The sequence below is a fragment of the Streptosporangium sp. NPDC020145 genome, assembly GCF_040631275.1.
Classification (GTDB): Bacteria; Actinomycetota; Actinomycetes; order Streptosporangiales; family Streptosporangiaceae; genus Streptosporangium.
In genome coordinates this window covers 21,908-35,844 of sequence record NZ_JBEXZT010000045.1, presented here as the reverse complement: position 1 = coordinate 35,844, position 13,937 = coordinate 21,908, and the positions used below count along the sequence as shown (strand labels likewise).

The following is a 13,937-nucleotide window of genomic DNA, read 5'->3' as shown; positions in this document are numbered from 1 at the left end:
GGTCACATCAAAACGCGCCACGTCCGAGTTCTACCAGCCACGGCCGGCCCGCCACTGGGCCACACCTAGATCCGAACCCCAAACAGCTCCTAGAGAGATCATGTCTTCACAACCTCATATCGTGCTGCCCTGGGTCGTCCGTCGGACCAGGCTTCCTCTGCTGTCGTTGCGGTGCGTGGACTGCCCGTCGGAGTCGGCCACCACCGGCGAGGGCAGGTTCCGCGTCAACGCCAACGGCAAACTGCTTGACGTGTGGCTGCTGGTCCGCTGCGTGTCCTGCGACCGGACGAGCAAGCTCACCGTGCACGGGCGGGCGCCGGTCAGATCCCTCGATCCGGCCCAACTCGACGGCTATCTCGTCAACGATCCGGGACTGGTGGCGTCCAGACTGCTGGACCCGCTGTTCGCCCAGCGCAACCACTTCACCCTCGACTGGACGGGGGCCTGGCGGCTGGAGACTCCGTCGGCATGGCTCAGCGAGGCGTGGCCGGTCCAGGTGGAGGTCACCTTCGACGATCCGGTGCCGGTGCGTCCGGAACGGCTCATCGCGCGGGGGCTCGGCCTCAGCAGGAACGAGGTGTTGCGCCGGATCAAGTGCGACGTCTCGCTGCGCCGTACGACGAGCACCGGATTCACCTTCACCGTGATGGCTGAGAACTAGAGGTGGTGAGGCCACCCGGCCTCACCACCTCCTCGGAGTCGTCGTCACGCGCCGGGCCGTACGAGGCCGCTCTCGTAGGCCAAAATGACCAGCTGGACCCTGTCGCGCACGTTCAGTTTGGCGATGGCCCTGGTGATGTGGGTCTTGGCGGTGAACGGGCTGATGACGAGGTGCTCGGCGATCTCGTTGTTGGAGAGTCCGAGCGCCACGAGCTTGACCGTCTCCAGTTCCCGGGAGGTGAGGGCGGCCATTCGCCGCCCCGCGTCAGGCGTGAAGTCCTGCCGGTGGGCGAACCGCTCGACGACACGGCGGGTGACGCCCGGCGACAGGAGCGCGTCCCCACCGGCGACGGCGGCGACCGCCCGGCGGAGTTCCGCGGGCTCGACCTCCTTGGTGAGGAAGCCGCTGGCTCCGGCGCGCAGGGCGGCGAAGACGTGTTCGTCGGTGTCGAACGTGGTGAGGATGATGACGCGGCAGCCCAGGATGGCCGGGTCGGTGACGATGCGGCGCGTGGCGGTGATCCCGTCGGTGCCCGGCATGCGGATGTCCATGAGAACCACGTCAGGGCGGGTGCTCACGGTCAGCCGTACGGCTTCGTCGCCGTCCTGGGCCTCGCCGACGACGGTGATGTCCCGGGAGCGGGCCAGCAGGCTGCGGAAGCCGGCCCGTACGAGCGCCTGGTCGTCGGCGAGGAGGACCTTGATCGTCATGCCATCGAGCCTGCCACAGGGATGTCGGCCCGTACGGCGAAGCCGCCACCGGGGACGGGGCCCGCGGTGAACTCGCCCCCGAGCGCGCTCACCCGTTCGCGCATGCCGGCCAGGCCGTGGCCCTCGGTGACATCGGCGCCACCCGGGACGCCGCGGCCGTCGTCGATGATCTCGACGGTGATCGAGTGCAGCCGGTAGCCGATCGTCACCTCGGCCTTGCTCGCCTCCCCGTGCTTGAGCGTGTTGGCCAGGGACTCCTGAACGACGCGGTAGACGGCGATGGCGGGAGTGGCGGAGACGGCCGCGCGGTCGCCGCGCTCATCGAGGATCACCTCAAGCCCGGCGGCGCGGATGTCCGCGATGAGAGCGTCCAGGGAGGCCAGGTCCGCCTGGGGCGCGATGTCGGCCGGGCTGTCACGCAGGGTCGCGATGAGCGAGCGAAGGTCGCTCATCGCCCGGTTCCTGACGTCCTTCGCCAGGCGTAGCGCGGCGGCGGCCTCGGCCGGGTCCTCCTGGAGGGTGTCGGCGGCGACGTTGAGCTGCACCCCGACGACGGCCAGGGTGTGCGCGATGATGTCGTGTACCTCGTGCGAGACGTGCAGCCGTTCCTCGGCGGCGCGGGCACGGTTGTCGGATTCGCGCAACCGCTCACGCCAGCGCGTCGTGGCGGCGTAGGTGAGGCCGGCGGCGATGAGGATCGCCAGGAGCAGTCCTTCCCCCACGACGTGGGTCAGATAGTGGGTCGGGTTCCTGTCCAGGACCCAGCGGGCGTCGACAGCGGAGTAGACCAGTTGGGCCAGGCCGATGACGGGCACCCAGCGCACACGTGGTGTGGTGGCCACGGTGAAGTAGGCGACCGCGACCGGCCAGATCCAACCGGGGGGAGACCAGTGTCCGGTGAGGTGGTAGACGAAGACACCGCCGATCGACAACAGCAGCACGGTCATCGGCCAGCGGCGTCTTACCAGCAGGAGCGCTCCGAGAAACAGACCGAGGGGGATCTGGCCCTGCCAGGGGCTGTGCACCCCGGTGGCGAGGGCCACGGCGACGAAGAAGACCAGGGTCAGGACGGCGAGCGTGATGTCGATGATCCGGGCGAAGTGCCGGACAGGAGTGGGTTCGCGCCGTGCGAACGACTCGGCCATGCGGAGGCCCCGGATCCGATCAGACGTGGGTGACCAGGAGGGTCACGCCCGCCTCACCGCCGCAGTCGACGAAGACAGGGCCGACGCCGTTACCGATCCTGGGGGAGAGGGTCGCCTTCGCCACGAATCCCTTCGGGTCGTCCTTCACGATGCGGATGTTCTGCAGCACCGGGTTCTTCAAGTCGATCCCGGCGACCACTGCCTTGAGCCCCTTGCCGCCGCCGCAGTGGCCGGTGATCGTCACCTCCTGGCCCCGTTCGGTGGTGGGGTTGGGGCTGACCTGAACCACGGCCCTGGCTCCCTTCGGCGGCTTCGGCGCGGCCGTCGCAACGGTGGCCTCACCGGCCGTGCCGGTCTGGGCGCCGGCCGGTGCCCAGGCCGATCCCAGCAGACCGGCCGTCAGGCTCAGCCCGGCGATCGCCGTCATCACTCGCTTGTTCATGGTGATTCCTCCAGCTTTCGTGTCGTTGTTTCAAGGGGAAACGTTAGGCCGGGCAGTGGCGGGAGCGCGTCGTCCGTCGATCGTCACCTGATCTTGCACCGTTCGCCGTACGCGTTACTCCAAAGGGAGTAGGCATCGAGCCTCAAGGACGGTGACCCGCGCCCTGAATCCGCAGGTCCGCCGCCTGACGGCCGGTTCCGGTCGCGAGCGTCATCCCTGAAAACGATCTCCGTCGAGCGCTACCTTCCTGGGTTGAGCCGGAGGTCCTCCTCACGCCAGAGGCGGCAGCCGTACACGACTGACACCGTGAACAGGGTGAAACGTGCACTCATCATCACCGCCATGGCCCTCACACTGGCCGGATGCGGCTCCACCCCACCGCAACGCCTGACGATCCCGAAGCCGACGGGCCCGCATCCGGTGGGGACCGTCTCGGTCCACCTGGTCGATCAGTCCCGTTCGGATCCCTGGAAGGGCTCCGGCAGGAAGCGGGAGCTGATGGTCAGCCTGTGGTACCCGGCCCGGGACACGCAGGCCCACCCGATCGCCCCCTGGATGCCGAAGGCGGCGGCGGAGCAGTACCTGAAGATGAACGACCTGGAGCCGGGCTCGTTGCTGACGGACAGAACCGACGGCCACGAGGGCGCGCCCGCCGACACGAGCCTGGGCGAACTGCCGGTCGTCCTGTACTCACCGGGCGCCAACGCCTCGCGCGCGTACGGGACCGGCGTCGTCGAGGAACTGGCCAGTCGGGGATACGCGGTGGTCACCGTCGATCACCCCTATGACGCGGCGGTGGTGGAGTTCCCCGGCGGCCGGGTTGAGACAGGTGACGAGGTGACCGACTTCGCCAAGGCGGTCGACATCCGGGTGGCCGACGTGCGGTTCGTCCTGGACAGCCTGCCCTCCCTGGAGGAGAAACTGCCCGGTCGTGACGGGAAGCCGCTCTTCGACCTCGCGCGCATCGGAATGTTCGGGCACTCGCTCGGTGGCGCGGCCACCTCCTCCGCCATGTACGCCGACCCCCGGATCAAGGCCGGGCTCGGCCTGGACGGCGCCATCCTCGGCAAGGTCGCGCAGTCCGGTCTCGACCGGCCGTACATGGTGGTCGACACCAACGGGAAGGGCGGCATGGCGACCAATCCGACGCTGCGCACCTTCTGGGACGGGCTGCGGGGCTGGCGGCTCAACGTGACCCTCAAGGGTGCGGCCCACAACTCCTTCGGCGACGACGTCCTGCTCATCCCCATGTCGGCCAAGCCACTGGGGCTGGGCAAGGCGCAGCTTGAGGAGGTCGTCGGCACGATCCCGGCCGAGCGGGCGCTGGCCTTCCAGCGCGCCTACCCGCTGGCCTTCTTCGAGCAGAACCTGCGCGGCCGTCCGCAGGCGTTGCTGCGGGGCCCGTCAGCCGCCTTCCCCGAGGTCTCCTACCGCCGCTGACGGCGCCTGCCCGCCGGCCGTGACCAGGCCGCCCTCGTAGGCGGCGATGACGAGCTGTGCCCGGTCGTGCGCGGCGAGCTTGGCCAGCAGGCTGCGGATATGGGTCTTGACCGTCGCCTGCCCGATGCCGAGCCGCTCGGCGATCTGCGGGTTGGTCAGTCCCTGAGCCACCAGCAGGAGCACCTCCCGCTCCCGGGCGGACAGCTGGGTCAGCCCCGCCGCGAGCCGGGCCGGAATCCCGGTGAACCCGCGCCGGGCGAACTCCCCGATCAGTCGCGTGGTGACCGACGGGGCCAGCAACGCCTGTCCTTCCCCCACGACGCGCAGCGCCTCCAGCAGGTCGCCCGGCCGGGTGTCCTTCAGCAGGAATCCGCTGGCTCCGGCCCGCAACGCCCCGTAGACGTACTCGTCGAGATCGAACGTGGTCAGCATCACCACCCGCGTCGCGGCGGTCACCGGGTCGGTCCGGATCAGCTCGGTGGCCTTGATCCCGTCGAGGCCGGGCATGCGGACGTCCATGAGCACCAGATCGGGCCGCAGGCCGCGGGCCAGCTCCACGGCCTGCTCTCCGGTCCCGGCCTCGCCGACGGTCTCCAGGTCGGGGGCGGTGTCGATCAGCCTGCACAGCCCCGCGCGCAGCAACGCCTGGTCCTCGGCGACCAGCACCGTGAACGTGCTCATCTCTCGTCCTTCCCGGGACCGCCCCGTGACAGCAGCCTTGCGCGGACGGCGAAGCCGCCTCCGGGCTCCGGCCCCGCCGAGAACGTGCCGCCGTACAGGGTCACCCGCTCCTCCAGCCCGGCCAGCCCGTGGCCCCCCTCCCGCGGCGCGCCCCCGCGGCCGTCGTCGACGACCTCGACCACCAGCTCATGCTCCGCCCGGGTGCCGACGGCCACCCGGCATCGGGCCGGTCCGGCGTGTTTGAGCACGTTGGTCAGCGACTCCTGCACGAGGCGATAGACGACGAGGGCCTCCTCGTCGCCGAGCGCGAGGCCGGGCTCGACGTCGAGTTCCACCCGTACGTCACCGGCCGGGATCGCCGCGACCAGCTCGCGCAACGAGTCCAACGTGTACGGCGGGCCGTCCCGGTCTGCTGAGTCGTCGCGGAGCAGACCGAGGAGCCTGCGCAGGTCCGCCAGCGCCTTCCGGCCGGTCTCCTCGATGATCGACAGGGCCTCGCTCGCCTCTTCTGGGTGCGTGGCGGCGATGTGGTTGGCGATGCCGGCCCGCATGGAGATCAGCCCCATGCTGTGGGCGACGACGTCGTGCACGTCACGAGCCATGCGCAGCCGTTCCGCCGTGGCCGCGGCCTGCGCCGACCGTGCGACGGCCTGCGCGGCGTACGCGCGCTGCTCCCGTACGGCAAGCCCGATCGTCCACGCCAGGCCGAGCGTCAGCCAGGCGAATCCGCACGCCGACGCGGCCTCTGCCCATGAGAGCGAGCCGATCGCGGAGCCGGCGGCGGTCACCGCCAGCGCGGCCACCAGCGCCGCCACCGCCGTCCGGCGCGCCTCCAGCAGCGCCACCGCGTGCAGCGCGACCGCCAAGGGCACGAACGGCTCCTCCCACCCGGTGAACGGCGCGAACACCGCCGCCACCAGGACCAGGACGCAGACCGTCACCGGCCACCGGCGCCGGACCGCCAGTGGCAGGCAGGCCAGCGCGATCACCGGCACGGCCGCGTACGTCGGCACTCGGGCGGACTCCGGCACCAACACCGCCGACGCTGAGAACCCGGCGGCCAGGGCGAAGGCCGCGAACACGTCGACGGCGACCCAGTGTCCCGGTCGCAGCCTGCGCGCGATCAAGGGACGCCGTTCGGCCATGCGCCCACCCTAGAGGGACGGGCCTCACCAGGCACCACGGCGCCGTGTCAAAGCTCATGATCACGCGGCTTCGCCCTCGGGTACGGTTCCAGCCGGGCAAATCGTGTTCGTCAAACTTGTCATGGAACGTCTGACTGGTGAGAAGATCGGGGGTGCTCCGAATAGCAAAAGCGGTACTCGCAAGGTTGCCGGAACCGCTGCACGCGCTTGCGCTGAAGCACCGCGAACTACTGAAGTTCACAGCGGTCGGTGGGACGGCGTTCCTCGTGGACAACGCGATGTTCTATGGGCTGAAGCTGACCGTTCTGGAACCGAAGCCCGTGACCGCGAAGATCATCGCAGTGCTCGTGGCGACGATCGTGTCCTACGTGCTGAACCGCGAATGGTCGTTCCGGGCCAGGGGCGGTCGCGAGCGCCGTCACGAGGCGGCGCTGTTCTTCCTGGTCAGCGGCATCGGCCTGGTGCTCAACTCCGCACCGCTGTGGGTCTCGCGGTACGCGTTCGGCATGGAGACGCCGGATGTGAGCCTGGTGGCCCAGGAGATCGCCGACTTCGTGAGCGCGCAGGTCGTCGGCACGCTGATCGCCATGGTCTTCCGCTTCTGGGCGTTCCGGAAGTGGGTCTTCCCCGAGGAGGGGATCCGGCCCGGCCGCGTGCGGCTGGCCCCCGCTTCCGATGCCACGGACAAGGCGGCCTGACGGCGGCGAATCCAGAAGCCGGCCCTCAAGGGGCCCCGCAAGCTGCGTCGGCGATTCCCCGGGCTCCTTCAGGGGTCATCCCTGGAGGGGGTGGGTTCTTCACGTTCGATTTCACCACGGGCAGCCGGGTGCGGCAGGACGACAAGGTCGTTCACGTCACCCCGCCCGGCGGCCGACCGTCGAGAGCGCACCTCCTGTCGTATCCGGACCTGTCGTATCCGGACCGCGAAGGAACGCTTCACCCCGCACCCAGAACGGTGCCGCCCGCGACCCACCGCGGGCGGCACCGTTCCCCTTCCGGGAGGCCGGCTCAGCATCCAGACGTGCCCTGACCGGGAACGGTTCGGTCAGCCGCGCTTGGCGGACGGCCAGCCGTGACCCCAGCCGCCCTGGACCATGGTCTGGAACGCCCACCCGTTCTCCGCCCGCACCAGCAGGTCGACGTAGTGCATGTGGTGCTCCTGGCCTTCGACCGTCATCGTCGCCTCGGTCTCCACGACCACCAGGTTCGGGGTGAGAAAGCGCGGGGTGCGCGTCGAACGCAGGTCAAGCCCGGCGGTGCCGCCGCCCATGGACTCCTTCATCGCCTCGACATACTCGGCTCGCGTCCACTGACGGACGCTCGCGTAGCCGCCTGGCGTGTCGGTGGCCACGTTCATCGGGAAGACCGCCAGGTCAGCCAGCTGTTCGATGGAGCCCCGCTCGGCAAGCGCATCGTAGTCGGCGAACCATTCCTCGATGCTCTTCAGTTCTTCGGCACTCGGCTGGTACATGCTGCTCCTCTTTGTAACGTACGTCGTACCGTACACCATACGGAACACTGGTTCTCACATAGGGGTGCCACCGGAAAACACAGAAGAAGGATCGGACCGGACTTCGGCGACAGCGGGTGACGACCTGATGGAAAGCACCTCTGTCTGAAACTCACCGGCACCGAACCGGACGGCGAGCAACTGACGCTGTTCGGCACCGACGAGCAGGACACGCCCAGAGGCGATGAGGATGGTACGGCGGACGCCGCGGCCTGATCCGCCAATGACCGGCTCGCAGCCCACATCGCCGCCCTGAGCTGAGCTTCTTTCCGATCGCTTAATCGTTGATCTGGGCATGCCCTTGGCTGACGCGCAGCGGGCGCGGATCGAGCCACTGTTCCCGAGTCGAACACATGGCCGCGCCGCCACGCCGCTGCCTGACGGCAGAGCGTGGCGGCGCGGTCTCCTACTCGGTCTGCGGTCGCACCTCCGTGATGGCCGAGGAACGGCTGACGACCACGGCGCCGACGGCCAGCCCGGCGATGGCGAGGACCGCTGCGATCAGGAACGGGTCTGCGGTGTGCACGGCGGGGGCGAACCCGATGCCCACGTAGACTGCTACGCCGCTTGCCCCGCCGAGCTGGTCGGCTGCTCGCTGGACGCCGGAGGCGATCCCGGCGTCCTCGTCGGTCGTTCCGCTGACCGCGATGTACTGCAGCCCCACCAGCCCGAAGCCCATCCCGGCGGCGATCAGCAGCATCGCCGGAAGCAGCCACGTCGCCCCGGCACCCAGGGCTGCCACAAGCGCGATCACCGTCATCGCGCCCGCAGCGGCTCCGAGACCTGCCAGCACGCACGCGCGTGCTCCCCAACGGCCCAGCTGCCTCGGCACGAGAACCGAGGCCGCGATCAGCGCAACAGCCAGCGGGAGCATCGTGAGGCCGGCTCCCAGCGGACCGATTCCGAGACGGTTCTGCAGGTAGAACGTGAACAGCAGGAATGAGGTCGACAACGCCCCGCTGAGCAGCATCGTTGTCAGGTTCGCCCTCACCCGGGCACGGTTGGCGAAGAAGGCCGGCGGCACCAGCGGGTTCGAGGACCGCAGCTCGACCCGCACGAACCCGGCGGCGGCCAGCACCGCACCTGCCAGCGCTGCCAGGCTCACCCACGGGCTCGTTCCGGATTCTCCTGCTTCGACCGCGGCGTAGGTGAACGACAGCGGGCACGCAGTCAGCAGGAGCGCGCCCGGCAGGTCCAGCCGGGCCCGTTTACGTGAAGCGGGACGGTCGGCCTTGACGAGCACGAGCACGGCCATGATCACGACCAGGACGAACGGCACCGAGATCAGGAAGATCCAGCGCCAACCCAGACGGGCGGTGATGATTCCGGAGAGGGCGAATCCCAGCACCAGACCGCAGCTGGCGACTGCGGCCCACACGCTCAGGGCCCGCGACCGGCGTGGGCCCTCGGGGAACATCAGCACGATGGTGGCCATCGCCGTCGGCAGTGCGATAGCCTCGCCGGCCCCCTGGAAGAGGCGCGCGGCCACCAGGACCGCGAACGAGGGGGCCAGCCCCGCCAGCAGCGATGCCGCACCGAACAGGGTCGTGCCGACCAGCAGCGTGCGGCGGCGGCCTAGCAGGTCGCTGAGGCGACCGCCGAGCGTGAGCAGCCCGCCGCCGGTGATGGTGTAGCCGACCACTATCCAGGTCAGCGACTGGCCGTCGACGCCGAGATCCGCGCCGATTGAGGGCAGCGCGATGTTGACCACGGTCACGTCGACCGCGATGAAGAACTGCAGCATGGCCATCGCGCACAGTACGAGCCATGCGCGTACGGGAGACGGGCTTTGCCCGCGGGAAGAAGTAATGCCTGAAAGCATCGAGTGCTCCGTCGCTCTGAAGAGTTTCCGAGCAGCACAAACGGCCGCTCCGGACTGATCACGAAGCGACTGGACGTTCCAGGATGGGTGGTGCTGAGAGTCGAACGTCCCGCCGCTAGCGGGACGTCCTGGTCACTGCCGCACAAGCGGCCGAGCACGATGCGCCTGACATGCCGATCAGCCTAGCAGCAGCGCCTGTCACCCCCCGGCGCGTCAGGATCACCTGTCCGCGCGACCTCTGAGCCGAGTCCACTGAGCCGTTTAGCGTGACTTCTCGTTCCGATGGCCGCCAGACCTCGAATCGATGCCCCGTCTGGCCAGATCGGCCGCGATGCCGTCCAGGATGCCGGCAAGTCCTGAGGCGAACAGGGCGTCGAGGTCCCAGGGAGTGGCGCCTGCGCGCATCGCGCGGGCGAGCCGGGGATATGCCCCGGGTGCGAAAAGCGGATTCTGTGCCTCATTCGAGGCTTTCGCCCCCTGAGCTGGGGCGATTCGCGCCTGCCGTTCCGCCTCCATGTCGCTGACGTAGGTCAGCGCCACGCCCTGCACGTACGAGGCGAACATGAACATGTACCGGAAAGCCTCGGCGGGTTCGAGGTCGAGTCCGTCGAACGCGGAGAAAGCGCTTTCACTGTCCGCCGCGAGAGCCGGGCTGAAGTACGCGCGGGTTGTCACCATGACTCTCGGCAGGATCCACGGGTGGCGGTGGTAAAGGTCCCAGTCACGGTATGCGGCGCGTTCGAGACCGTGACGCCAGTCCCGCGGCGCCGAGTCGGGCAGGGGCACATCGGCCATCGCGGCCTCCACCATCAGGGCCACCAGGTCGTCCTTGGACGCCACGTGCCGGTACAAGGACATGGTGCCGGTGCCGAGGTCCATGGCGACCCGGCGCATCGACAGCGCGTCGAGTCCCTCCGCGTCCGCGATGACGATCCCGGCTCGCACGATGCGTTCAACGGTGAGATGCGGCGCGCCGTCGTTGTCTTCCGGGGTGCCGGCCGGTGCCTCCACTCTGCGTGCCCGGTACGCCTTCGCTTGGCACGCGCGGGAGCAGTAGAGCCTCGGTCGGCCCCGATCGGCGGGTTCCAGCGACTTTCCGCATGACGCGCATGCCGGTTGCACCGACATCACCACACTCCTTTTCGTCACACACTCCGGGTTGTGTCGAAATCCTAGGCCATCGAGGATTCCAGCGTGCGGTGCAGGCAAAGTGGCAGCTTAGAAAGATGTTGTACGAGTTCAACGTGCATGCGTATTCTGTACGCTCCAGTGCGTACAAAGTACCCACCGGGGCGATTTACCCCGACCTGGCCAACGCGACTCAGGAACCGAGGAAATGACTGAAGTAGACAGAACAGCCGGAGCCAGGGAGTGGGTCGGGCTCGCGGTCCTGGTATTGCCCTGCGTACTGGCGTCCATGGATATGTCCGTCATGTTCGTCGCGCTCCCGTCCCTGACGGCCGACCTCAAGCCGAGCAGCTCCGAACTGTTGTGGATCATGGATGCTTACGGCTTCCTCCTCGCCGGCCTGCTCATCACGATGGGTACGCTCGGCGACCGGATCGGACGGCGGCGGGTGCTGCTGGCGGGCGCCGCGGCCTTCGGTGCCGCCTCCGTTCTGGCGGCCTACTCGACCGGCTCCGGGTCGCTCATCGCGGCCCGCGCGCTCCTGGGCATCGCCGGATCCACGCTGGCGCCGTCCACGCTTTCCCTGATCCGCAACATGTTCCACGACGCCAAACAGCGGGCTGCCGCGGTCGGTGTCTGGACGGCGGGCTTCGCGGGCGGCGCCGTACTCGGCCCGATCATCGGCGGACTGCTGCTGGAGCACTTCTGGTGGGGGTCGGTCTTCCTGATCAACGTGCCGGTGATGGTCCTGCTCCTGGTCCTCGGCCCGCTGCTGCTCCCCGAATATCGCGACCCCAGGCCGGGCCGTTTCGACCTGCTCGGCGCCGCCCTGTCCCTTCTGGCCGTACTCGGCGTCATCTACGGCGTCAAACTGCTGGCGGAGCGCGGTCTTGAGTGGGTTCCCCTGTTGTACTGCGCCGCCGGACTCGCCGTAGGGGCGGCCTTCGTCCACCGTCAGCGCGTGACCGCGAACCCCATGATCGACCTTGCGCTGTTCCGCACACGCCGGTTCAACGTGCCCTTGCTCATCGGCGCGCTGGCGACATTCGGACTGGTCGGCTTCTCCCTGTTCAACTGGCAGTTCATGCAGCTCGTTCTGGGCATGGGACCGTTCGAGTCGGCTCTGTGGTCCCTGCCCACCTTCCTCGTGATGCCGCTGGGCATCGCACTGGCCACCGCGATCGCGCCCCGCATCGGTAAACCCAACGTGATCGCCGCCGGGCTGCTCGTGGCAGCCGCCGGCTACGCCATGCTGACCCTGATCCAAGCCGGTTCGGGAATCGGCTACCTCGTCAGCGGCCTGACAATCGTCGCGATCGGTATCGGCGGAGTCTCCGCCGTGGTCACCGAGGTAATCCTGTCCGCCGCACCACCGGAGCGGGCCGGGGCGGCCTCCGCCATGGCCGAGACCTCGGCCGAGTTCGGCGGGGCGCTGGGCATCGCGATCCTGGGCAGCGTCGGCACCGCCGTCTACCGTTCGGAACTGGCGGCCAAGGCTCCTGACACCCTCACGCCCAAGGAACTGGAGGCCGCGCGGAACACCCTCGGCGGTGCCGTCGACACAGCCGCGACCCTTCCGGAGGGCGCCGCCGAAATGCTGCGCAGCGTGGCATTCGATGCTTTCGCCCAGGAGATGCGGATCGCCTCGGTGGTCTGCGTCGTTCTGATGACGGGCGCGGCCGTCCTCATCGCCCTCCTGCTCCGCACCGCACACACCCGGCCCGGATCCGAGGCCCCGGAATCCGCAGCAGGACACAACGGCCGGGACCAAGCAAGTGACCTGGACTTCACGGCGACCCCATCGTGAGCAGGGGTCTCGCAGGCCGTACCGGCGCCCGCCCGGCTGCCCGGGCCCTGGTGCCCAGGGGATCCGTAGTACTCGCGGAAAATCGGGCGGATACGAACCTGATCTGATGCGCTGTACGCGTTACCGGCGCCGTGCCGCCGGGTCTCGGTTGTTCCGCCGGCGGGCCAGGGCCTTGGGGGGCAGGCGGGCGTAGTGGGCCAGGAGGGTGGAGGTGCTGGCGCTGTCCTCGGCAGCGTGAGTGAGGGCGGAGCGATGTAGCCGGTGAGGTGTCCAGGGCCCGCCAGGGCAGCCGGTGACGCGATCGAGTGGGTGTACTGGGACAGCGCACCGCCCACCTGCCGCCCCGGGTACTCCGGCTTCCGGATGGCAGGACCGCACGAAACGACCGGTGTTCCTGTCCGAGCGTCGCCCGCCCGCCGCCCGGCCGACATCTGCCCGTACACCGGGCGCGCCCGCCTCGGCTACGACCGCGCCCGTGTCCTGCTGGACAAGTACGCCGGGTTCGATCTGCACCAGCTGCGCCACAGCGCCGCCACCCACCTCGGCGAGACTGAAGTGCCGCCGCAGCTCATCATGGGCAAGACCCGGCGCAAGAGCCCCCGCACCGCAATCCGCTACGTCAAACCCGGACCTGAGGCCATCGTCACGGCCACCGAGGTCCTCGCGCCCCGTCGCCGTGCCCACTGACCGACTGAGTGGACGTGGTGGGCGCTCACCTCGCTGCGGTCGCGGACGAGAAGCGGTGTGCCTGGTCAGCCCTTATCCAATATGTTAACCGTGGTTCCCGTTTCTTTCAGAGAGGTACGTACGTGGCCGAGTCCGACGAGCTGGAGTCCCTCATCTCGCAGGGGCGCAAACATGGGGTGCGCAAGCGGGTCATCCTGCTGCAGGCGGCCCGGCTCTTCGTGGAGCGTGGTTACGCCGACACCGGGATCGACGACATCGGGGCCGCGGTGGGCATCTCCGGACCCGCGGTCTACCGGCATTTTCCCGGCAAGCAGGCCATCCTCCTCGCCCTGATCGAGTTGTCGCTGGAACGCCTTCAGGAGGGGACGCAAGCCGCGCTGGCCAACCGGGACCGGGACCCGCAGGAGGCACTGATCGCCCTGGTGGACTGGTTCTCCCGGTCGTCCGTCGAGAACCGGAGCCTGACTCTGATCATGCAGGCCGAGCTTCTGTGGCTGCCGGAGCAGGATCGGCGGCGGCTCAACCGCCAGATGCGGCAGATACGTGAGGAGTGGGTCGGGCTGCTGATCGAGGTACGGCCGGAGTTGTCGGACCTCGCGGCGCGGATCGCCGTCACCTCCGTCATGGGGATGGTGACGGCGGTGCTCGCCGCCCGGCTGAGCGACGACATCCGGGCGCTGGGCGTGCACCTGCGAGCCCAGATGCTCGCCGTCCTGCATGCGCCGGCTGGATTGTGACGGTCCGGATCAAGCAAAAAGT

At 69.0% G+C, this 13,937-nt stretch carries 14 protein-coding genes; 6 read left to right on the top strand and 8 right to left on the bottom strand.

Annotation, left to right across the window (positions count from 1 at the left end; all coding sequences use genetic code 11):
• The first annotated feature begins 121 nt into the window (after positions 1-121).
• The gene (locus ABZ463_RS39780; RefSeq protein ID WP_362784971.1) at positions 122-661 is read left to right on the top strand and encodes a DUF1062 domain-containing protein; all 540 of its coding nucleotides are present in this window, start codon (positions 122-124) and stop codon (positions 659-661) included.
• A 44-nt stretch (positions 662-705) separates the two neighbouring features.
• On the opposite strand, the gene ABZ463_RS39775 is transcribed toward ABZ463_RS39780, so the two are convergent.
• The 3 genes from ABZ463_RS39775 to ABZ463_RS39765 are packed head-to-tail and all read right to left on the bottom strand — an operon-like array spanning position 706 to position 2,958.
• The gene (locus tag ABZ463_RS39775; protein WP_362784968.1) at positions 706-1,371 is read right to left on the bottom strand and encodes a response regulator transcription factor; all 666 of its coding nucleotides are present in this window, start codon (positions 1,369-1,371) and stop codon (positions 706-708) included.
• A complete protein-coding gene (locus tag ABZ463_RS39770) occupies positions 1,368-2,516 on the bottom strand; it encodes a sensor histidine kinase (protein ID WP_362784966.1) in 1,149 nt (382 codons plus the stop codon). The genes ABZ463_RS39775 and ABZ463_RS39770 overlap by 4 nt, the downstream gene beginning before the upstream one ends.
• A gap of 19 nt (positions 2,517-2,535) precedes the next feature.
• Positions 2,536-2,958, bottom strand: coding sequence for a hypothetical protein (locus ABZ463_RS39765; RefSeq protein WP_352012180.1), 423 nt, complete (start codon positions 2,956-2,958; stop codon positions 2,536-2,538).
• A 315-nt stretch (positions 2,959-3,273) separates the two neighbouring features.
• Here ABZ463_RS39765 and ABZ463_RS39760 point away from each other — a divergent pair, with 315 nt between their 5' ends.
• Positions 3,274-4,398 carry a lipase gene (locus tag ABZ463_RS39760; protein ID WP_362784963.1) on the top strand — a complete coding sequence of 375 codons (1,125 nt, stop codon included), beginning with the start codon at positions 3,274-3,276 and terminating at the stop codon, positions 4,396-4,398.
• Here the strand turns inward: ABZ463_RS39760 and ABZ463_RS39755 are convergent.
• Entirely contained in the window at positions 4,363-5,079 is a 717-nt protein-coding gene (locus ABZ463_RS39755; protein WP_362784961.1) for a response regulator transcription factor, read from the bottom strand. The genes ABZ463_RS39760 and ABZ463_RS39755 overlap by 36 nt on opposite strands.
• Positions 5,076-6,224, bottom strand: coding sequence for a histidine kinase (locus tag ABZ463_RS39750; RefSeq protein ID WP_362784958.1), 1,149 nt, complete (start codon positions 6,222-6,224; stop codon positions 5,076-5,078). Before ABZ463_RS39750 ends, ABZ463_RS39755 begins: the two co-directional genes overlap by 4 nt.
• A gap of 185 nt (positions 6,225-6,409) precedes the next feature.
• Between ABZ463_RS39750 and ABZ463_RS39745 the strand changes: the two genes are divergently transcribed.
• Positions 6,410-6,922, top strand: coding sequence for a GtrA family protein (locus ABZ463_RS39745; protein ID WP_352012184.1), 513 nt, complete (start codon positions 6,410-6,412; stop codon positions 6,920-6,922).
• Between the two features lie 347 nt (positions 6,923-7,269).
• On the opposite strand, the gene ABZ463_RS39740 is transcribed toward ABZ463_RS39745, so the two are convergent.
• The 3 genes from ABZ463_RS39740 to ABZ463_RS39730 all read right to left on the bottom strand — a co-directional run bounded on the left by ABZ463_RS39740 (position 7,270) and on the right by ABZ463_RS39730 (position 10,567).
• On the bottom strand, positions 7,270-7,695 hold the full coding sequence (locus ABZ463_RS39740) for a nuclear transport factor 2 family protein (RefSeq protein ID WP_362784955.1): 426 nt from the start codon (positions 7,693-7,695) through the stop codon (positions 7,270-7,272).
• Between the two features lie 445 nt (positions 7,696-8,140).
• The gene (locus ABZ463_RS39735) at positions 8,141-9,484 is read right to left on the bottom strand and encodes an MFS transporter (RefSeq protein ID WP_362784952.1); all 1,344 of its coding nucleotides are present in this window, start codon (positions 9,482-9,484) and stop codon (positions 8,141-8,143) included.
• 333 nt (positions 9,485-9,817) lie between these two features.
• On the bottom strand, positions 9,818-10,567 hold the full coding sequence (locus ABZ463_RS39730) for a TetR/AcrR family transcriptional regulator C-terminal domain-containing protein (RefSeq protein WP_362784950.1): 750 nt from the start codon (positions 10,565-10,567) through the stop codon (positions 9,818-9,820).
• Positions 10,568-10,892: 325 nt separating this feature from the next.
• On the opposite strand from ABZ463_RS39730, the gene ABZ463_RS39725 reads away from it, so the two are divergent.
• From ABZ463_RS39725 to ABZ463_RS39715, 3 genes are all read left to right on the top strand, one after another.
• Positions 10,893-12,491 (top strand): MFS transporter, encoded by a 1,599-nt coding sequence (locus tag ABZ463_RS39725; protein ID WP_362784947.1) that lies wholly within the window; start codon positions 10,893-10,895, stop codon positions 12,489-12,491.
• Positions 12,492-12,854: 363 nt separating this feature from the next.
• Positions 12,855-13,178 (top strand): hypothetical protein, encoded by a 324-nt coding sequence (locus ABZ463_RS39720; RefSeq protein ID WP_362784944.1) that lies wholly within the window; start codon positions 12,855-12,857, stop codon positions 13,176-13,178.
• Positions 13,179-13,300: 122 nt separating this feature from the next.
• Positions 13,301-13,915 (top strand): TetR/AcrR family transcriptional regulator, encoded by a 615-nt coding sequence (locus ABZ463_RS39715; RefSeq protein WP_362784942.1) that lies wholly within the window; start codon positions 13,301-13,303, stop codon positions 13,913-13,915.
• Positions 13,916-13,937 lie beyond the last annotated feature (22 nt).